The sequence below is a fragment of the Hydrogenophaga sp. L76 genome (genome assembly GCF_057654755.1).
This window is the reverse complement of the sequence record NZ_CM172807.1, coordinates 397,628-416,514: the sequence shown is the minus strand read 5'-3', so window position 1 is coordinate 416,514 and position 18,887 is coordinate 397,628. Positions and strand designations below refer to the sequence as shown.

15 protein-coding genes and 2 tRNA genes are annotated in these 18,887 nt (G+C 64.6%); 7 read left to right on the top strand and 10 right to left on the bottom strand.

Annotated features, from left to right (window positions below; genetic code table 11):
* Window positions 1-101: 101 nt before the first annotated feature.
* Complete coding sequence (rnr, locus tag AC23D4_RS01960; protein ID WP_472890332.1) at window positions 102-2,402, bottom strand: ribonuclease R; 2,301 nt, start codon at window positions 2,400-2,402, stop codon at window positions 102-104.
* 59 nt (window positions 2,403-2,461) lie between these two features.
* Between rnr and AC23D4_RS01955 the strand changes: the two genes are divergently transcribed.
* A tRNA-Leu gene (locus tag AC23D4_RS01955) sits at window positions 2,462-2,546 on the top strand.
* A gap of 169 nt (window positions 2,547-2,715) precedes the next feature.
* On the opposite strand, the gene rimO is transcribed toward AC23D4_RS01955, so the two are convergent.
* The 5 genes from rimO to AC23D4_RS01930 all read right to left on the bottom strand — a co-directional run bounded on the left by rimO (window position 2,716) and on the right by AC23D4_RS01930 (window position 8,297).
* Window positions 2,716-4,101, bottom strand: a complete 1,386-nt coding sequence (rimO, locus tag AC23D4_RS01950; RefSeq protein ID WP_472890333.1) for a 30S ribosomal protein S12 methylthiotransferase RimO — start codon at window positions 4,099-4,101, stop codon at window positions 2,716-2,718.
* Between the two features lie 44 nt (window positions 4,102-4,145).
* Window positions 4,146-4,688: a polyhydroxyalkanoate synthesis repressor PhaR gene (gene phaR / locus AC23D4_RS01945; protein ID WP_177135022.1), complete on the bottom strand. Its 543-nt coding sequence runs from the start codon at window positions 4,686-4,688 to the stop codon at window positions 4,146-4,148.
* A gap of 201 nt (window positions 4,689-4,889) precedes the next feature.
* Window positions 4,890-4,966, bottom strand: a tRNA-Val gene (locus AC23D4_RS01940).
* A gap of 60 nt (window positions 4,967-5,026) precedes the next feature.
* A complete protein-coding gene (locus AC23D4_RS01935; protein WP_472890334.1) occupies window positions 5,027-7,354 on the bottom strand; it encodes a RelA/SpoT family protein in 2,328 nt (775 codons plus the stop codon).
* A gap of 19 nt (window positions 7,355-7,373) precedes the next feature.
* Complete coding sequence (locus AC23D4_RS01930) at window positions 7,374-8,297, bottom strand: alpha/beta fold hydrolase (RefSeq protein ID WP_472890335.1); 924 nt, start codon at window positions 8,295-8,297, stop codon at window positions 7,374-7,376.
* Between the two features lie 78 nt (window positions 8,298-8,375).
* Between AC23D4_RS01930 and AC23D4_RS01925 the strand changes: the two genes are divergently transcribed.
* On the top strand, window positions 8,376-9,146 hold the full coding sequence (locus tag AC23D4_RS01925) for a 3-hydroxybutyrate dehydrogenase (RefSeq protein ID WP_472890336.1): 771 nt from the start codon (window positions 8,376-8,378) through the stop codon (window positions 9,144-9,146).
* Window positions 9,147-9,208: 62 nt separating this feature from the next.
* Here AC23D4_RS01925 and AC23D4_RS01920 read toward each other — a convergent pair whose 3' ends face one another.
* A complete protein-coding gene (locus tag AC23D4_RS01920) occupies window positions 9,209-9,967 on the bottom strand; it encodes an SIMPL domain-containing protein (protein ID WP_291189195.1) in 759 nt (252 codons plus the stop codon).
* Between the two features lie 6 nt (window positions 9,968-9,973).
* Window positions 9,974-10,279, bottom strand: coding sequence for a hypothetical protein (locus tag AC23D4_RS01915; protein WP_472890337.1), 306 nt, complete (start codon window positions 10,277-10,279; stop codon window positions 9,974-9,976).
* Window positions 10,280-10,433: 154 nt separating this feature from the next.
* Here AC23D4_RS01915 and ompR point away from each other — a divergent pair, with 154 nt between their 5' ends.
* The gene (ompR, locus tag AC23D4_RS01910; RefSeq protein ID WP_472890338.1) at window positions 10,434-11,165 is read left to right on the top strand and encodes an osmolarity response regulator transcription factor OmpR; all 732 of its coding nucleotides are present in this window, start codon (window positions 10,434-10,436) and stop codon (window positions 11,163-11,165) included.
* Window positions 11,165-12,568 carry a sensor histidine kinase gene (locus tag AC23D4_RS01905; protein ID WP_472890339.1) on the top strand — a complete coding sequence of 468 codons (1,404 nt, stop codon included), beginning with the start codon at window positions 11,165-11,167 and terminating at the stop codon, window positions 12,566-12,568. Before ompR ends, AC23D4_RS01905 begins: the two co-directional genes overlap by 1 nt.
* Window positions 12,569-12,580: 12 nt before the next feature.
* On the opposite strand, the gene ispF is transcribed toward AC23D4_RS01905, so the two are convergent.
* Window positions 12,581-13,063 carry a 2-C-methyl-D-erythritol 2,4-cyclodiphosphate synthase gene (gene ispF, locus AC23D4_RS01900; RefSeq protein ID WP_472890355.1) on the bottom strand — a complete coding sequence of 161 codons (483 nt, stop codon included), beginning with the start codon at window positions 13,061-13,063 and terminating at the stop codon, window positions 12,581-12,583.
* Between the two features lie 11 nt (window positions 13,064-13,074).
* Window positions 13,075-13,797: a 2-C-methyl-D-erythritol 4-phosphate cytidylyltransferase gene (gene ispD / locus AC23D4_RS01895; protein WP_472890340.1), complete on the bottom strand. Its 723-nt coding sequence runs from the start codon at window positions 13,795-13,797 to the stop codon at window positions 13,075-13,077.
* Between the two features lie 124 nt (window positions 13,798-13,921).
* On the opposite strand from ispD, the gene mfd reads away from it, so the two are divergent.
* The 3 genes from mfd (at window position 13,922) to serB (ending at window position 18,882) form a co-directional block, all read left to right on the top strand.
* Window positions 13,922-17,497, top strand: coding sequence for a transcription-repair coupling factor (gene mfd / locus AC23D4_RS01890; RefSeq protein ID WP_472890341.1), 3,576 nt, complete (start codon window positions 13,922-13,924; stop codon window positions 17,495-17,497).
* A gap of 115 nt (window positions 17,498-17,612) precedes the next feature.
* Window positions 17,613-18,119, top strand: coding sequence for a DUF4405 domain-containing protein (locus AC23D4_RS01885; protein WP_472890342.1), 507 nt, complete (start codon window positions 17,613-17,615; stop codon window positions 18,117-18,119).
* Window positions 18,120-18,156: 37 nt separating this feature from the next.
* Window positions 18,157-18,882, top strand: coding sequence for a phosphoserine phosphatase SerB (serB, locus tag AC23D4_RS01880; RefSeq protein ID WP_472890343.1), 726 nt, complete (start codon window positions 18,157-18,159; stop codon window positions 18,880-18,882).
* Window positions 18,883-18,887 lie beyond the last annotated feature (5 nt).

The following is an 18,887-nucleotide window of genomic DNA, read 5'->3' as shown; positions in this document are numbered from 1 at the left end:
TTGATCAGAACAAGCCAGAGAAGGCTCCGGCGACGGCGCCAGGCTCTGGGCCAGGCCGATCATCTCGCCAGCCCGCCCCCATCCAAAACAGACCCCGGTCCTTAACGTCGCCCTTTGCGCACCTTGCCCGCCGAGGGTCGCGCATTGCCCCGAGCCGTCTTTTTGCTCGCCGCACGCTTGACCGACGCCTTGACCTCCTGAACCAGGGCGTCGGCGGCACTCGCCGGACGGGGTTTTGACGCCGACTCGGCCGGGCGATTCCGCCTGGCCTTCCCCCCCCGCCCGGTGGTGGTCTCACCGTCAGCAGCAGCGCCTGCGCCGGTCTTGTCTCGCATCGCGCGCAACAGCAGATCGTCCTCACCGGTGACCAGGCGAAAGTCGATGCGCCGGCCATCCAGATCCACACGGCTCACCTGCACCTGCACCCGGGTGCCCAGCGCGTAACGGATCCCGGTGCGCTCGCCACGCAGCTCCTGGCGCGCTTCGTCGAACCGGAAGTACTCGCCACCCAGTTCGGTGATGTGCACAAGACCCTCGACGTACATCGCATCGAGCGTGACAAACAAACCGAAACTCGTCACCGAGCTCACCACACCGCTGAACTCCTCACCCAGGTGCTCGCGCATGTACTTGCATTTGAGCCAGGCTTCCACGTCGCGGCTGGCCTCGTCGGCACGCCGCTCGTTGGCGCTGCAATGCAGGCCGGCCGCCTGCCAGGCGAGTATGTCGGTCGACAGCTTTTTCACCGGCTCGCCAGCCACAGGCGGCTTGGCGCGGCTGGCCAGGCGCTTGCTGAGCTTGGCGTGCGCCTCGCCCGGCGTTGGCAGAGCCGGCAGCTGGTAGCGCTGCTGGGCCAGGATGGCCTTGATCACGCGGTGCACCAGCAGATCGGGGTAACGGCGGATCGGACTGGTGAAGTGGGTGTAGGCCTCGAACGCGAGACCAAAGTGGCCCTCGTTCATGGGTGTGTAGATCGCCTGCTGCATGGAGCGCAGCAGCATGGTGTGGATCTGTTGCGCCTCGGGCCTATCCTTGGTCGCTGCAGCGATCTGCTGGAATTCGGACGGCTGGGGGTTGTCGCTGATGGTCTGCGACACGCCCATGGCCTTGAGGTAGTTGCGCAGGATGTCCTGTTTCTCAGGCGTCGGGCCTTCGTGCACGCGGAACAGGCCCACGTGTTTGCCCTGGCTGATGAAATCGGCCGAACAGACGTTGGCCGCCAGCATGGCTTCCTCGATCAGCTTGTGCGCATCGTTGCGGGTGCGCGGAACGATCTTTTCAATGCGGCCCGATTCGTCACACACGATCTGGGTTTCGGTGGTCTCGAAGTCCACCGCCCCGCGCACATTTCGAGCCGTCAACAAAGCTCGGTACACATCGTGCAGGTTCAACAGATACGGAATCAGCGGCTTGCGTTGCGCCGCCTCCGGGCCTCGGGTGTTCTGCAGGATGGCGGCCACTTCCGTGTACGTGAAACGCGCATGGCTGAACATCACCGCTGGGTAGAACTGGTAGGCATGCACATCGCCCTTGGCGTTGACCAGCATGTCGCAGACCATGCACAGGCGCTCCACGCCCGGGTTCAACGAGCAGAGGCCATTGGAGAGCTTCTCCGGCAGCATGGGAATGACGCGACGCGGGAAATAAACAGAGGTCGCGCGGTCGTAGGCATCGATGTCGATGGCCGAGCCGGTCTGCACATAGTGGCTCACATCGGCAATGGCCACCAGCAGGCGCCAGCCCTTGCCCCGGCCCACTTTGGCCGGCTCGCAATACACCGCGTCGTCGAAGTCGCGGGCGTCTTCACCATCAATGGTGACGAGAGGCACATCGCGCAGATCGACGCGGTTCTTGTGATCGCTGGAGCGCACATGGTCCGGCAGCGCCCGCGCCTGGGCCGTGGCCGCATCGGAGAATTCGTGCGGCACGCCGTACTTGCGTACCGCGATCTCGATCTCCATGCCCGGGTCGTCAATCTCCCCAAGCACTTCCTTCACGCGGCCGACCGGCTGGCCATACAGGGCCGGCGGCTCGGTCAGTTCGACCACCACCACCTGTCCCGGCTTGGCAGAGCCCGTGGCGCCTTTGGGAATCAAGACATCTTGCCCATAGCGCTTGTCTTCGGGCGCGACGAGCCAGACGCCACTTTCCTGCAGAAGCCGCCCGATGATGGGTGACTTTGAGCGTTCGATGATCTCCGTCACCCGGCCTTCGGGACGACCCTTGCGGTCCTGCCGCACAATGCGCGCCTTCACTCGGTCCTTGTGCAACACCGCCCGCATTTCGTTGGAAGGCAGATAGATGTCGGCCTGGCCATCATCGCGGACTACAAAGCCGTGTCCGTCACGATGACCCGACACGACACCTTCAAATTCGGCCAGCAGGCTGTTTTTTTCGTTCACTTTTTGAGTTCACTTTTTGAGTTCAATTTTTGATGCTATACTAGCGTTTTTCCTGAAATGCCCAGGTGGCGGAATTGGTAGACGCACTAGTTTCAGGTACTAGCGCTGAGAGGCGTGGAGGTTCGAGTCCTCTCCTGGGCACCAATGATAAGGGCTTGCAAACGCGATGTTTGCAAGCCCTTTTTTTGTTTTTCCGAACGGAAAAACAATGAAGCCGGCACGCACACAGCGCGCCGGCTTTTCACTTTCAGATCCGGGGTTTCGCGGATGACCACCTGAAGGCCATCAGAGCGGCATGCCAAAGCGGCCAAGGTCAAAACGGCACCGCCAGCAAGTCGTGCCCCTCTGCGGCCACGATGCGCGCCTTGGTGAATTCGCCCACCTTCAGCGTCTTGCTGATCTTCTCGGGCGGCAGCAGCCGCACCACGCCATCGATCTCCGGCGCATCGGCATAGCTGCGGCCCACGCCACCCTTCTTGCCCATGCCCGGCGCCGAATCCACCAGCACCTGCATGGTCGCGCCAACGCGCTCGCGCAGCTTGTCGGCCGACACGCCTTCAGCCACCGCCATGAAGCGCGCACGACGCTCTTCACGCACCGCATCGGGCACCGGGCCGGCCAGCGCATTCGCTGCAGCGCCGCTCACCGGCGAATAGGCAAAACAGCCGGCACGGTCGATACGCGCTTCCTGCACGAAATCCAGCAGATGCTGGAACTCGGCCTCGGTCTCACCAGGGAAGCCGGCAATGAAGGTGCTGCGCACCACAATCTCCGGACACAGCTCGCGCCAACGCGCGATGCGCTCCAGGTTGCGCTCGCCGCTGGCTGGGCGCTTCATGCGCTTGAGCACATCGGGGTGGCTGTGCTGCAGCGGAACGTCCAGGTACGGCAGGCACAGACCTTCGGCCATCAGCGGAACGATGTCGTCCACGTGCGGGTACGGGTACACATAGTGCAGGCGGACCCAGGCACCAAAGCCCTTGGCCAGTTCGCCCAGCGAGCGCACCAGATCAAACATGCGCGTCTTGACCGGCTTGCCGTCCCAGAACCCGGTGCGGTACTGCACATCCACCCCATAAGCCGAGGTGTCCTGGCTCACCACCAACAATTCCTTGACACCCGCTTCGAACAGTTTGCGTGCTTCGGTCAGCACATCACCGATCGGTCGGCTCACCAGATCACCGCGCATGGACGGGATGATGCAGAAGGTGCAGCGGTGGTTGCAGCCTTCGCTGATCTTCAGGTAGGCGTAATGGCGCGGCGTGAGCTTGATGCCCTGTGCAGGCACCAGATCGACAAACGGGTCGTGCGGCTTGGGCAGGTGCAGGTGCACCGCCTCCATCACCTCGTGGGTGGCGTGCGGACCGGTCACGGCCAGCACGCTCGGATGCATTTGCCGCACCATGTTGCCACCGCCATCGGCTTCGCGAGCCCCGAGGCACCCGGTCACGATCACCTTGCCGTTTTCGGCCAGGGCTTCGCCAATCGTGTCCAGGCTTTCCCTCACCGCATCGTCAATGAAACCGCAGGTGTTCACGATCACGAGATCGGCACCGGCAAAGGTCTTGGAAGTCTGGTAACCCTCGGCGCTGAGCTGCGTGAGGATGAGTTCGGAGTCGGTCAGCGCCTTGGGACAACCCAGGCTCACAAAACCGACCTTGGGCGCCGCGGCGCCCGGGGTGGCAACAGTTTCAGTCATGGCCCGATTGTCTCAGACCCGGCTCGGAAGAACAGGTGACCGTGTCAGCGCTTGAGACCGAGTGCGGCCAGCATCTGCTCGCTGTTCTTTTGCATCTGCTCCTGCATCTGCGTGAACGCGCTGCGCGACTGCTCCATGTAGGTGCCCATCATGCCTTGCATCATGGGCGACTGCACATTGGTGAACTGCTTCCAGACTTCGGGGTTGAGGCCCTTCGTCTGCTCGGTCATCTTGTTCTGCAGATCCATGAAGATCTGCACGTTCTTCTCCAGATACGAGCCCATGAAGTCCTGCATGGCGTGACCGTAGAAGCGGATGATGTTGGCCAGCACCTGCTCGGTGAAGATGGGCACGCCCGCGGTTTCTTCTTCCAGGATGATCTGCAGCAGGATGCTGCGGGTCAGGTCGTCATTGGTCTTGGCGTCTCGCACCACAAAGTGCTCGTTGTCCATCACCAGCGCCTTGACCTCGGCCAGCGTGATGTAGGAAGAGGTATCGGTGTCATACAGACGCCGGTTGGGATATTTCTTGATGATGCGCAAGACGCCCGGGTTGGCGCTGCTGGCTTCGGCCTTGCTTTTTTGCACTGCTGGACTTTCAGAATGGGAGCGGCTCGGGAACCAGAGCTGGTCAGAGCATACGGCACATTCTAGGAACCCATCCTGACAACTGTCTGCATGGGTTTACCCTGTGGGCTACCGCGACGCCCGGCGCTGCGCTCGATCGCATTCTGGACACAAAAAAAGGCCAGACGTTACCGTCAGGCCTTTGATGCATCGGAAAAGGTTTGGTAGGCGCGATTGGACTCGAACCAACGACCCCCACCATGTCAAGGTGGTGCTCTAACCAGCTGAGCTACGCGCCTACAAACTGTCCGAAGCCTCGCAGTATAGCAGCTTTCAGTGCGGCTTTTTGCCAGACTGTTTCATTTTCGGCGCACCACGCGAACACCAGCCACATCACCCACCACCGCCATCGCTCTCGCCACCTGGCGCGAGTCGATCACCTCGATGGTGAACGTCATCCACGCAACGCCTCTGACCGACTGGGTCTGCACACCGATCACGTTCATTTTTTCGCGGGCAAACACTTCGGAAATGTCGCGCAGCAGGCCCTGCCGGTCCTGCGCTTCGACCGCCACGTCCACCGGATACACCTCGGCCGAACCATCGCGCCCACCGCCGGTCTGTCCACCCCACTGCACCTCGATGACACGGTCCGGGCTCTTGCGCTGCAGGTGGGCGAAGTCACTGCAATCGCTGCGGTGGATGCTCACACCCTTGCCGCGCGTCACGAACCCGCAGATGTCGTCTGGCGGGGCAGGTTTGCAGCATTTCGCCAGCTGCGTCATGAGCGAGTCGACCCCCACCACCAGAACACCGCCCGGCGATGGCCCGGTGCGCTTGCGCGGCTTCTTCAGCCACGCCAGCTCTTCGGCCGGCTCGGAAGGCTCAGCGGGTCGCAGATGGGTTTCGATGGCCCGCAGCGAGAGCTCGTCTTTCCCGACCTGCTCAAACAGCGCCTGCGCTGACGCCAGGCCCATGGCCGTGGCCAGGTCGTCAAACCTGAGCGCCGTGCGGCCCTCGCGCTGCAGCAGCTTTTCAACCGCGTCGCGGCCTCTGGCGATGGTTTCTTCCATGGCCAGGGCATTGAACCAGGCGCGCACCTTGCTCTTGGCCCGGTGGCTGACGAGGTAACCCAGGTCGGCGTTGAGCCAGTCCCGCGACGGCCCGCCTTCCTTGGCCGCGGTGATCTCCACCGTCTGCCCGTTTTGCAGCGGCGTGTTCAGCGTGACCATGGCGCCGTCGACGCGGGCGCCCCGGCAACGGTGACCCAGGTTCGTGTGCACGGTGTAGGCGAAATCCACAGCGGTGGCACCCTGAGGCAACTCCACGATCGCGGCATCGGGCGTCAGCACATAGATGCGGTCGTCGAACAGACCCTTGGCACTGCCACTGAGGTCGCGTTCCCAGGCCAGCAGCTGGCGCAGCACGGCGATCTTGGCGTCGTATTCCGAACTCGCCGAAACGCCCGCATACCCTTTCGCGCCCGCTTCCTTGTAGGCCCAGTGTGCGGCGACGCCGTGCTCGGCGTGGTCGTGCATGGCCTGGGAACGGATCTGGATTTCAAACGCCCTGCCCTGTTCGTCGCGCACCACGGTATGCAGCGACTGGTAGCCGTTGGGTTTGGGCTTGGCGATGTAGTCGTCAAACTCTTCGGCCACCGGTTTGAAGTGCGCGTGCACCAGCGCCAGCACTCCGTAGCAGTCGTCGGTCTGTGGAACCACCACCCGAAGCGCACGAATGTCGAACACCTGGTCAAAATCGAGCGCCTTGCCCCGCATCTTCTTGACGATGCTGTAGATGTGCTTGGGCCGGCCCTCCACCGAAGCTTTTATGCCCTGGCGCTGAAGGTCCTGCTCCAGCTGCTGGCGGACCTGTTCGACATGCGCTTCACGCTCGGCACGCTTCTCGTCCAGCAGACGGGCGACCTGTTTGTAGGTGTGAGGCTCCAGGAAACGGAAAGCCAGGTCTTCCATCTCCCACTTGATCTGCCAGATGCCCAGCCGATTGGCCAGCGGCGCAAACACATGCAGCGACTCGCTGGCCAGCGCCTCGCCCGGGTCGCCCTTGCACGCAGCGAAGTAGCGCAAAGTCTGCAGCCGGGAGGCCAGTCGCAGCATCACCACGCGCAGATCGCGCGAAAAGGCCAGCAGCATCTTGCGCACGTTTTCGGTCTGGCTTGCCGCCAGCTCCGAAACAGGCGCCTTGCCCGGTGACACAACGGGCAAGGCCTGGTCCTGCGCAGCCAGGCGCTCTTCGACTTTCTTGGCCAGCACCTCGGCCGACTTGATGCGCGCCTGATGCTGCAGCTGCACCAGCTTGGTGGTCTCCATGGCCAGAGCGGCAAAGTTGTCACCAAAGGCCTTGGCAATCACCTCCTGCGGACGGTTCAGGTACGGACAGGTGTACACCAGATAGACGGCCGCCTGCATGGCTTCGGAGCCGCCAATGTCGCTCAGGATAGCCGCCACGGCATCGGCATGGGCCAGGGTGTTTTCGCCGGTATCCAGCTGCTCGGAGGCCAGCAGCGGTTCGGCGAAAGCGCGCGCCCGCGCCAGTGCCTGCGCCTGGTGGGGCAAGCTGTCGGAAGTGGCGGCCACGATGGCCGAAGAAGTTCCCAGGCCCGTTGGGGCCACCTCAGACGGGGAAGGCGCCCCCACGGGCGGAAAAGTGGCAAGCGAACGTTTCATCTCAACTCAGTAGGTCGGCTCACACCGCCCACAAAAATTCCTGCACCACGGCGACCTGATCGGGGACCAACAGCGTCGGCGCGTGTCCGACGCCTGAAAATTCAACACAGCGCGCCCGCGGGCCTCTCTGACCCATCTCGGATGCGGTGGCACGGGTCAGCAGATCGGAGTCGGCACCTCGCAGCAACAGGGTGGGCGCGCCGATGGCATCGTAGAGCGCCCAGAGCGTGCGCTCACCGTCTTGCACAAACTGCCGAGCGGCCGCCTCTTCCATACCGGTGGTCATCGCTTTGTAGGGCTGCGCGATGGCCGGGTCGTAATGCAGCCACCAGCGACCATCGCGCTCGCGCAACATGGGCCGGGAAAAAGCCAGCCATTGGGCCGGTGAATGAGGCCCAAAGCCGGTGGAGATGGAAGCCAGATAAGCCACGGCGTCCTGCTCGCTGGCGAACGACGGATTCAGGCCCAGATAGTCGCCGATGCGCTGCAGGGCCGGCCATTCGATCACCGGACCGACGTCGTTGAGCACCAGTCGGCGCGGTGCAATCGCGGGCTGGGCCGCGATCGCCATGCCGATGAGACCGCCCATGCTGGTGCCCACCCAGTCAATCGCGGCGTCGGGAACTTCGGCCCGCACCTGCAGTACCAGCGCCGCCAGATCGGCCACGTAGTTGCCCAACTGGTACGCCATGGGATCGGCCAGCCAGTCGCTGTAACCCCTCCCGGCCACATCGACCGCCAGCACACGCGAACGCGGTGTCAGCGCCTGCGCCAGCACATCGAAATCTCGCCCCTGACGCGAAAGCCCGTGCACACAGATGACAACATGGCGCCCCTGTGCCTCCGGGTCGGAAGTCCAGTCCCAGTAAGCCATGCGGCGCACCCCCCCGTCGCGGGGAGCAGGCCCGCTGACGGGCAGAAATCGAAGCTGTGGTGACTGCATGAACCGGGCCCTTCCCTGTGTCTCCGTGATAATGAATCCAGTGTTTTCAACCTATCGTAATGGAACAGGAGCTTACCCATGCTTGCCAACAAAACTGCCCTTGTCACCGGTTCCACCAGCGGCATCGGACTGGGCATTGCCAAAGCGCTCGCGCGCCAGGGCGCCAACATCGTGCTCAACGGCTTTGGCGATGTCGAGGGCCCGAAAGCCGAGATCGTGGCCTTGGGGGTCCAGGTCGCGTACCACGGTGCCGACATGAGCAAGCCCGCCGAAATCGAAGACATGATGAAGTTCGCCGCAGAACGGTTCGGGCGTGTGGACATCCTGGTCAACAACGCCGGCATCCAGCACGTGGCGCGGGTTGAAGACTTCCCCGTGGAGAAGTGGGACGCGATCATAGCGATCAACCTCACCAGCGCCTTCCACGCTTCCCGCCTGGCGATTCCGGCCATGCGCGCGGCCAACTGGGGCCGCATCATCAACGTGGCCTCGGTGCACGGCCTGGTGGGCTCGGCCGAAAAGTCGGCCTACGTGGCGGCCAAGCACGGCGTGGTCGGCCTGACCAAGGTGACGGCCCTGGAAAACGCGACCTCCGGCGTGACCTGCAACGCGATCTGCCCGGGCTGGGTTCTCACGCCGCTGGTGCAGAAACAGGTGGACGCCAAGGCGGTTGCACTGGGCGTTTCCAATGAGGAAGCGAAGAACGTCTTGCTGGGCGAAAAAGAGCCGTCGATGCAGTTCACCTCCCCGGAGGAACTGGGTGAACTGGCCGTCTTTTTCTGCTCGCCCGCAGGCAACAACGTGCGCGGCGTGGCCTGGAACATGGACGGTGGCTGGGTGGCGCAATAACACGCCAACAACGCGAAACAAAAGGCCCGCGATGCGGGCCTTTTGCCTGGGAGCAGCGTTACTCAACGCAGCTGGATCGAACCGGACACGGTCACGCTCACCATGCTCTTGCCCGCCTCGACCGGCACCGGGGTATCGGCCATTGAGGTCTTGGCTTCCATGGCCATCATGCGCGGGCGCACCGGTCCACCGCCCTGGTCGGCCGAACTGACCGACACCTCGCGCAGGGTGTAGCCACTGAAACCAAAACCCTTGGCCACTTCAGCGGCCTTGCCTTTGAAGCGCTCGATCGCCTGCCCCTGCACATCCGATTCGAGTCGCTGCTGGGCCTTGCGCGACAGCGAAAAACCCACCTCGCCCATCGTGAGCGTCTGGACCTTGCCGGCCGTGCTGCTGATGCGACCAAAGTCGCGCCCCTCCAGCCACAGTTCGGCGCTGCCCCGCCAACCGTTGATCTTGCCGTTGGTACCGTAGCGCGGATACAGGCTGAACTGCCCGGTCCGCAGTTCCAGCAACTCCGGCTGCGCCGCCGGCCGGGCCACGGCCAGCGCCGCGTCAAGCGCCTGTTTGAGCTGATTCTGGACCGCGGTGGCGTCGTTGCCTTCGCGCGTGGTGCTCAGGCTCATGGAAAGCCAGTCCTGCTCGACCTCCAGAAAGCTGCTTGCGGACAGGTTCACCACATGAGCCGGATCATGGGCCACGGCGGGGGTCTGGGCCCATCCAGCCGACAGCAACCCACCACAAGCCAATGCGACCAGCAGCGACCGAGCAGGAACAAATGAAATTTCAGCGCCGTTTTTCTTCAGGAAGGTTTTCAGCATGGAACTCTACTTTCTCGGCTGTTGATCAAACGACTGGTTGCGCAATTGCTCACGCAACCGCTGCCGTTCTTCGGCCGAGAGTCGGTAGGGTTTGACTTCCTCCGCGTCACTGTCGCTGTCCGAATAGCGCAAGGCATCACGCAGCCGCACCGGGCCACGCGGCTCGCCCGCGGAAGACTCCAAAGGCAGCACCATGGCCGCTGCCTGAACCTGGTCCTGATGGGCGGGAACCTCCGCGGCACCGACCGTGGGCGAGAGACACAGCAAAAGACTTCCCAGAGAAAAAACCAGCTTCATGTTGGAACGGGGCATGGATAAAAGCATCATTGTGGGAGGCAAGCATGGTAACGGTCCTGACCCCTTGGGCAACAGTTGTAACAGCCTGTCAAGAACACAAAAAACGTGGCCTGACAAGCACTTGGCGCTGCCACAATGGCCTCTGTTACATTTTCCGAGAGTTGCTGCCATGCCACAAACCAACACCCGCCCGAACAAGATCCTGGTCGTAGACGACGACGTCCGCATCCGCGATCTGCTGCGCCGCTACCTGATGCAGGAAGGCTTTGAAGTGATGCTGGCCGAAGACGGCAAGGCCCTCAACCGCGTGCTGCAACGTGAAGCGGTGGACCTGATCGTGCTTGACCTCATGATGCCCGGCGAAGACGGCCTGTCCATCTGCCGCCGCCTGCGCGCCAACGCCGACCGCACACCCATCATCATGCTGACCGCCAAGAGCGAAGACGTGGACCGCATCGTCGGGCTTGAAGTCGGCGCCGACGATTACCTGGGCAAGCCCTTCAACCCGCGCGAACTGCTGGCCCGCATCCACGCAGTGCTGCGCCGCCGCCCGCCCACCGAAGTGCCCGGCGCACCGTCGCAGGATGCCGAGATGGTGACCTTTGGTCCGTTCGAGTTCGACCTGAGCCTGCGCACCCTGCGCAAGGAGGGCGTGGACCTGCCCCTCACCACCGGCGAGTTCGCCATGCTCAAGGCCCTGGTGCGCCACCCGCGCCAGCCGCTGTCGCGCGAGAAGCTGGCCCAGCTCGCCCGCGGCCGTGAGTTTGAACCGTTCGACCGCAGCCTGGACGTGCAGGTGTCGCGCCTGCGCAAGCTGATCGAAGAGGATGCAGCCTCGCCGCGCTACCTGCAGACGGTCTGGGGGGTGGGCTATGTGTTCGTGCCGGACGGCAGCGCCTGATGTCCGAAGAGTCGCGCGTTCCGTTTGAAACCCAGCCCGCTGCTCTCGAAACGGCCCCCGCGCCACTGGGTATTCGTCCGCCCAGGGAAGTCAGCCTTTTCTGGCGCACGTTCTTCCTGTTGGCCATGCTGCTGCTGGGTTGCATCATTGCGTGGCTGCAGACCTTTCGCGCCCTGGAGTTTGAACCCCGTGCGCTGCAAAGCGCCCAGCAGCTGGCCTCGCTGGTCAACCTGACCCGCGCTGGCCTGATCCACGCCGACTCCATCGCGCGGGTGTCTCTGGTCAAGACACTGGCAGACGAAGAGAAGGTGCGCATCGCACCGCGCGAGCCGGGCGACACCTACCGGCTCTACAACACCGACTCGCTCAGCCGCCGCATCAGCGAACAGGTCAAGGCCCGCCTGGGACCAGACACCGTGGTGGCCCGTGAAGTGAACAACACGGGCGGGCTGTGGATCGGATTCAGCATCGACAACGATCCCTACTGGCTGCAGACCGATCCCTCACGCGTCGAACTGGTGGCCGGCATCACGTGGCTCATCTGGCTCGGCACGGCCGCCCTGCTCTCCCTGGCCGGAGCGGCCCTGATTGCGCGGCTGATCAACCGCCCGTTGAAGAAGCTCTCGTTTGCCGCCAGCCGGGTGCGCGAAGGGGATTTCAACGCCAGCCAGCTCAATGAGACAGTGGCCACCAGCGAAATCCGCCAGGTCAACATCGGCTTCAACCGCATGGCCCAGCGACTCTCCAAGATCGAGCAGGACCGTGCGCTCATGCTGGCCGGCATTTCCCACGATCTGCGCACGCCCCTGGCGCGTTTGCGGCTGGAAACCGAGATGAGCGTGGGCGACCCGCAGGCCCGCGAGCACATGGCGGCCGACATCGAACAGGTCAACGCCATCATCGACAAGTTTCTCGACTACGCGCGCCCCGACCACCTGGAGCCCGAGCGCGTGAGTCTCAACCAGGTCATCGACGCCGCCGTGTTTTCGCTGGGCAGCGCGCCGGACGTGGAGGTGCTCACCGCCATTCCTGCCGACACGGTGGTCATGGGCGACGCGGTGGAGCTGCACCGCGTGTTCTCCAACCTGCTGGAAAACGCCCAGCGCTATGGCAGGGATCCGGAAAGTGGTCGGGTGCGGATCGAGATCGCCGCCCGCACCAAGGACGAATGGGTGCTGATCAAACTGCGTGACCACGGTACCGGTGTGCATGCGGAGATGCTGGCCCAGCTGACCCAGCCGTTCTTCCGGGGCGATGCCTCCCGTACCTCGGCCACCGGCACCGGCCTGGGCCTGGCCATCGTCGAGCGGGCGATTGCCCGCATGGGTGGGCGCTTTACCCTGGCCAACAGCAGCACCGGCGGACTGGCTGCGCACATCAAGCTGCCGCTCGCCAAAGCCTGAGGCCGAACCCGCTCAGGGTGTCACGGTCAACAAAACCACCGCCCGGGCTTCGATCGACAACCCCTGCCCTACGGGTCCGAACTTCTCGGCGGTCTTGGCTTTCACATTGACCTGGTGCACCGCCACGCCGAGTGCACGCGCAATGGCCTCGCCCATGGCGGCGATGTGGGAAGCCAGCTTGGGTGCCTGCGCGATCACGGTGCTGTCGATGTTGCCAACCTCGAAACCGGCCGCGCGAACGCGGCGCATCGCTTCGGCCAGCAACACGATGGAATCGGCACCCTTGAAGCGTTCATCGGTGTCCGGAAAATGGCGACCGATATCGCCCAGCGCAGCCGCTCCCAGCAACGCATCGGTGATCGCATGCAACAGCACGTCAGCATCCGAATGACCCAGCAGACCCATGGCGTGGGGAATGGTGACGCCGCCGATGATCAACGGACGACCGGGTACCAGGGCATGCACGTCCCAGCCCTCGCCGATGCGAAAAGACATGTGCGCGGCATTCATGTTCTGCTCCTGAGAATGGCTTCTGCCATTGCAAAGTCTTCCGGATAGGTGACCTTGAAATTCTGCGCGCTGCCGGGCACCAGCAGCGGTTGCAGCCCCGCCAGCTCCATGGCGCTGGCCTCGTCGGTCACACCGGCAAAGCCATTGTCTGCCTGGGCGGCCAGTGCCGCGCGCAAGGCGCCAATGCGGAACATCTGCGGCGTCTGCGCGAGCCACTTGTCCGAGCGGTCCACGGTCGCAGCCACCCGGCCCGCGGTTTCCACCTTGAGCGTGTCGGGCAGCTTGAGCGCCAGCAGGCCACCCACGGCATCGTGCGCGCAGGCGTCCATCAGATGCTCGATCTGCGCCGGGGTGACCAGGCAGCGCGCCGCATCGTGCACCAGCACCCAGTCGCTGTTATCGGCCCCGCTGTCCAGCAGCACCTGCAGGCCATTGAACACACTCTGAGCCCGGGTGGCACCACCACAGCGTGCGAGCTGGGTGCGTGGATCGTCCAGACTCAAAAAGTGGTCGCCGGGCGCCACCACCACCAGGCAACGCCCGATGCGCTCCACCGCCTGGAACGCGGCCAGCGTGTGCAAGACCATGGGCCGTCCGGCCACGGTCTCGTACTGTTTGGGCGCAGCGGTTCCTGCGCGCGATCCCGTTCCTGCGCAAGGCAGCACGACGTGGCAACGGGGTGCCGGGTTGGGGGGATTTGGAAGAAGGGTGTCGGTCATGGAAGTGACCGCATTCTAGAATCAGTGCTTTCACACCCCCCACCTCAACAGGCGGGGGGTGTTTGTCATGGGATCTGCAGGACCCGAGGTCTTGCACCCCGCACCGCGCGAGCCACCAACGCCCATGGAACTGCCCAAACTCACTCCCGGCAAACGCTACACCCTGCCCCGCCCGACCGGCGCCGCCGATGCGCTGCTGCTGGCCCAGCTCGGTGTGCGCGAGAAAGCGGCTGGCCGGCTCACCGCCATCGTCACCGCCGACGCCACCGACGCGCAGCGCCTGATCGACGAGATGGCGTTCTTCGCGCCCGGTCTGCGCTGCGCGCTGTTCCCGGACTGGGAGACCCTGCCCTACGACACCTTTTCGCCGCACCAGGACCTGATCTCCGAGCGCCTGGCCACGCTCTGGCGCATCCAGCAGCACGACAAGGACACCGGTGCCGACGTGGTGCTGGTGCCCGCCACCACCGCGCTGTACCGCCTGGCGCCACCTTCCTTCCTGGCCGGCTACACCTTCCAGTTCAAGGTCAAGCAGAAGCTCGACGAAGCCAAACTCAAGGGCCAGCTCACGCTCGCGGGCTACCAGCACGTGACCCAGGTGGTGAGCCCGGGTGAATACGCGGTGCGCGGCGGGCTGATCGACCTCTTCCCCATGGGCTCGCAGGTGCCGTATCGCGTGGACCTGTTCGACGACGAAATCGACAGCATCCGCACCTTCGACCCCGACAGCCAGCGCAGCCTCTACCCGGTGCCCGAGGTGCGGCTGCTGCCCGGGCGCGAGTTCCCGATGGACGACGCAGCGCGCGCCAAATTCCGCAGCCGCTGGCGCGAACTGCTCGACGGCGACCCGACCAAGAGCCGCGTCTACAAGGACATGGGCAACGGCGTGGCCACCGCCGGCATCGAGTACTACCTGCCACTGTTCTTCGAGCAGACCGCCACGGTCTTCGACTACCTCGGCGAAGCGGCCACGGTTGTGCTGCACGGTGACCTGGAGCCCGCCTTCCAGCGCTTCTGGCAGGACACGCAGGACCGCTACCGCCTCGTCAAGGGCGACCCCGAGCGCCCGGCGCTGCCGCCCGAGAGCCTGTTCCTTTCGGCCGAGCAGTTCTACACCGGTGCCAACGCGCACGCGCAGCTCGCCATCAGACCCCGTGCCCCCACGCTCCCTGCTGCGCAGGGTTCGCTGCCCCCCGAGGGGGCGCTCGCCAGCTTGGGGCGGCCCGGCGCTGGCTCGGGCGTGGACGACATCGAAGACAACGCTTTCGCGCAGAAGCTGGGCGACCTCTCGGTGCTGCGCGGCGCCGAAGACCCGCTCTCGCGCCTGCAGAGCCACATCCGCAACACACCACACCGCGTGCTGCTGCTGGCCGAGAGCGATGGCCGACGCGAGAGCCTGCTGGACTTCCTGCGCGCCAGTGGCCTGAACCCGCCGGCCTTCGATTCGCTGGCCGAGTTCCAGGCCAGCGACGAAAAGACCGGCATCGCCACCTCGATGCTCACGGTCGGTTTCAGTTCGCTCGAAGACGGCATCGACTTCGTCACGGAGACCGAACTCTTCGCCGCCGGCCCCACCACGCGCCGGCGCAAGAGGCAGGAGCAGGTCAGCGACGTTGACGCACTGATCAAGGACCTGAGTGAGCTCAACGTGGGCGACCCGGTGGTGCACAACGCGCACGGCATCGGCCGTTACCGCGGCCTGGTCCACATGGACATGGGCGAAAAGAACCCGGACGGCACGCCCGCGCTGATGGAGTTCCTGCACCTCGAATACGCCGACAAGGCCGTGCTCTATGTGCCGGTGAGCCAGCTGCAGCTGATCGGCCGCTACACCGGCGTGAGCGCCGACGAGGCGCCGCTGCACCGCCTGGGCAGCGGCCAGTGGGAAAAGGCCAAGCGCAAGGCCGCCGAGCAGGTGCGCGACGCCGCCGCCGAGTTGCTGAACATCTACGCCCGCCGCGCCGCGCGCCAGGGCCATGCGTTCCGCTTCAGTGCGCAGGACTACGAGATTTTCGCCAACGACTTCGGCTTCGACGAAACCGCCGACCAGCGCGGCGCGATCCATGCGGTGATCCAGGACATGATCAGCCCGCGCCCGATGGACCGGCTGGTGTGCGGCGACGTGGGCTTCGGCAAGACCGAGGTGGCCTTGCGCGCCGCGTTCGTGGCCGTGACTGGCGGGCGCCAGGTGGCCTTCCTCGCTCCCACAACGCTGCTGGCCGAGCAGCACTACCAGACGCTGGTGGACCGCTTCGGCAAGTGGCCGGTGAAGATCGCCGAGATGAGCCGCTTCCGCTCGCAGAAGGAAATCACCGCGGCACAAAAGGGCATCGCCGACGGATCGGTGGACATCGTCGTCGGCACACACAAGCTGCTGAGCGAGAAGACGCAGTTCAAAGACCTGGGCCTGCTCATCATCGACGAGGAACACCGCTTCGGCGTGCGCCACAAGGAGCAGATGAAGGCCTTGCGCGCCGAGGTCGACGTGCTCACGCTGACCGCCACACCGATCCCGCGCACCCTGGGCATGGCGCTCGAAGGCCTGCGCGACCTCTCGGTCATCGCCACCGCGCCGCAGCGCCGCCTGGCGATCAAGACCTTCGTGCGCAGCGAGAGCAACGGCGTGATCCGCGAGGCCGTGTTGCGCGAGTTGAAGCGCGGCGGCCAAGTCTATTTCCTGCACAACGAGGTCGAGACGATCGAGAACCGCAAGCAGAAACTGGAAGAGATATTGCCCGAGGCGCGCATCGCCATCGCCCACGGCCAGATGCCCGAACGGGATCTGGAGCGGGTCATGCGCGACTTCGTGGCGCAGCGCTACAACCTGCTGCTGTGCTCGACCATCATCGAGACCGGCATCGACGTGCCCACGGCCAACACCATCGTCATGAGCCGCGCCGACAAGTTCGGCCTGGCCCAGCTGCACCAGCTGCGCGGCCGCGTCGGCCGCAGCCACCACCAGGCCTACGCCTACCTCATGGTGCCGGACATCGAAGGCCTGACCAAGCAGGCGGCGCAGCGGCTCGACGCGATCCAGCAGATGGAAGAACTGGGCTCGGGCTTCTACCTCGCGATGCACGACCTGGAGATCCGGGGTGCGGGCGAGGTGCTCGGCGAGAACCAGAGCGGCAACATGCTGGAGGTGGGCTTCCAGCTCTACAACGAGATGCTCAACGAAGCCGTGCGCTCGCTGAAAGCCGGGCGCGAGCCCGACCTGCTCAGCCCGCTGAGCGTGACCACCGACATCAACCTGCACGCCCCCGCCCTGCTGCCCAGCGACTACTGCGGCGACGTGCACCTGCGCCTCTCGTTCTACAAGAAGCTCGCCACCGCCAAGACCACCGACCAGGTGGATGCGCTGCTCGAAGAGATCGTGGACCGCTTCGGCAAGCTGCCCCCGCAGACGCAGACGCTGATCGACGTGCACCGCCTGCGCTGCATCAGCACGCCCTACGGCGTGGTGAAGGTGGACGCGGCGCCAGGGGTGACCAACATCACCTTCAAGGCCAACCCGCCCATCGAGCCGATGCGCATCATCGAGTTGATCCAGAAGAACCGGCACATCAAGCTGGCGGGCAACGAGAAGCTGCGCATCGAACGCGCCCTGCCGGAGGTGAAAGACCGGGTGCAGCTGGTGCGCGACGTGCTGCGCTCGCTGGGGCAGCCACTGAAGCCCGAGGCTGCGCCAGCCGAGGCTTGATCTGCATCAAGGACCACCGCCGCTGGGCGCGGCGTTCACCTGCCGTTCACGTGCGCGCCAAGAAACTTCATGTTGGCGCCGCACCATCGCGGCTTCTGAACCGAAGGGAAACCCCATGAACCTGTCCACCCACCGTCCCTGGATCACGCCCGTCGTGATCGGCGCCTTTCTGCTCTCCACCGTCACCGGCGTGCTGATGTTCTTTCACCTCGACAGCGGTCTGAACAAGACCGCGCACGAGTGGCTGAGCTGGGTCATGGTGATCGGCGTCTCGCTGCACGTGCTGCTGCACATGCCGGCCTTCAAACGCTATTTCAGCCAGACCCCGGGTCGCGTGATCATGGGGGCGTTTGCCTTGGTGCTGGCGCTGAGCTTCATTCCGGCCGGCGGCAGCGCAGGCAGCGAACCTGGCTTTGCGCCACCTGTACGCGCTCTGGCCAAGGCCCCGATCACCGTGCTGGCCCAGGTGGCGGGCACCAGCACCGACGACGTCAAGACCCGGTTGCAGGCAGCCGGCTTCACCGTCACCAGCGACCAGCAATCGGTGGCGGACCTGGTGGGCGGCGATCTGAAGGTGCAGATTCGCGCGATGAGCCAGGTGCTGGCACAGCCCAAGTCCTGAGCGGAACGGTCATCCCGGCTCCCGCGATAATTCCGGGATGACTTCCACCACCGAATTCGCCCCCGGCCTCACCGTTCAAGGCTTCACGCCGCCGCTGAAACTCAAGGACTTCAAGCTCATCGCGTTCGACATGGACTCCACGCTCATCAACATCGAGTGCGTGGACGAAATCGCCGATGCCGCCGGCCGCAAGGCCGAGGTCGCCGCCATCACCGAAGCTGCGATGCGCGGCGAGATCACCGACTACAAGGAAAGCCTGCGCCAACGCGTCGCGCTGCTGCGCGGCGTGACGGTGGCCCACATGGAGCAGGTGCTGGCCGAACGCCTGCAGCTCAACCCGGGTGCCGAAGCGCTGGTGAAAGCCTGCAAGGCCGCCGGGCTGAAGGTGTTGCTGGTCTCGGGTGGTTTCACCTATTTCACCGACCGGGTGCGCGACCGCCTCGGCATCGACTTCACCCGCTCCAACGTGCTGGAAATCGAGAGCGGCCCCAACTGCGGGCAGCTCACCGGCCGCATGGTGGATCAGGCCTGGGGTGACATCTGTGACGGCGCGGAGAAGCGCCGCACGCTGCTGGAGGTGGCTTCGCTGCTGGGCATCGAACCGGGCCAGTGCATCGCCATGGGCGACGGCGCCAACGACCTGCCCATGATGGGCGAGGCGGGTCTGTCGGTGGCCTACCACGCCAAACCCAAAGTGCGCGAACAGGCCATGGTGGCCATCAACGAAGGCGGGCTGGACCGCCTGCTTGAAGTGCTGCGCTGAGCCGC

Excerpts from the sequence above, each read along its gene's own strand:
- rimO (WP_472890333.1), bottom strand. The coding sequence starts at position 4,101 with ATGACTGAAACTGTTGCCACCCCGGGCGCCGCGGCGCCCAAGGTCGGT.
- AC23D4_RS01935 (WP_472890334.1), bottom strand. The coding sequence starts at position 7,354 with ATGAAACGTTCGCTTGCCACTTTTCCGCCCGTGGGGGCGCCTTCCCCG.
- AC23D4_RS01930 (WP_472890335.1), bottom strand. The coding sequence starts at position 8,297 with ATGCAGTCACCACAGCTTCGATTTCTGCCCGTCAGCGGGCCTGCTCCC.
- AC23D4_RS01925 (WP_472890336.1), top strand. The coding sequence starts at position 8,376 with ATGCTTGCCAACAAAACTGCCCTTGTCACCGGTTCCACCAGCGGCATC.
- AC23D4_RS01920 (WP_291189195.1), bottom strand. The coding sequence starts at position 9,967 with ATGCTGAAAACCTTCCTGAAGAAAAACGGCGCTGAAATTTCATTTGTT.
- AC23D4_RS01915 (WP_472890337.1), bottom strand. The coding sequence starts at position 10,279 with ATGCCCCGTTCCAACATGAAGCTGGTTTTTTCTCTGGGAAGTCTTTTG.
- ompR (WP_472890338.1), top strand. The coding sequence starts at position 10,434 with ATGCCACAAACCAACACCCGCCCGAACAAGATCCTGGTCGTAGACGAC.
- AC23D4_RS01905 (WP_472890339.1), top strand. The coding sequence starts at position 11,165 with ATGTCCGAAGAGTCGCGCGTTCCGTTTGAAACCCAGCCCGCTGCTCTC.
- ispF (WP_472890355.1), bottom strand. The coding sequence starts at position 13,063 with ATGTCTTTTCGCATCGGCGAGGGCTGGGACGTGCATGCCCTGGTACCC.
- ispD (WP_472890340.1), bottom strand. The coding sequence starts at position 13,797 with ATGACCGACACCCTTCTTCCAAATCCCCCCAACCCGGCACCCCGTTGC.
- mfd (WP_472890341.1), top strand. The coding sequence starts at position 13,922 with ATGGAACTGCCCAAACTCACTCCCGGCAAACGCTACACCCTGCCCCGC.
- AC23D4_RS01885 (WP_472890342.1), top strand. The coding sequence starts at position 17,613 with ATGAACCTGTCCACCCACCGTCCCTGGATCACGCCCGTCGTGATCGGC.
- serB (WP_472890343.1), top strand. The coding sequence starts at position 18,157 with ATGACTTCCACCACCGAATTCGCCCCCGGCCTCACCGTTCAAGGCTTC.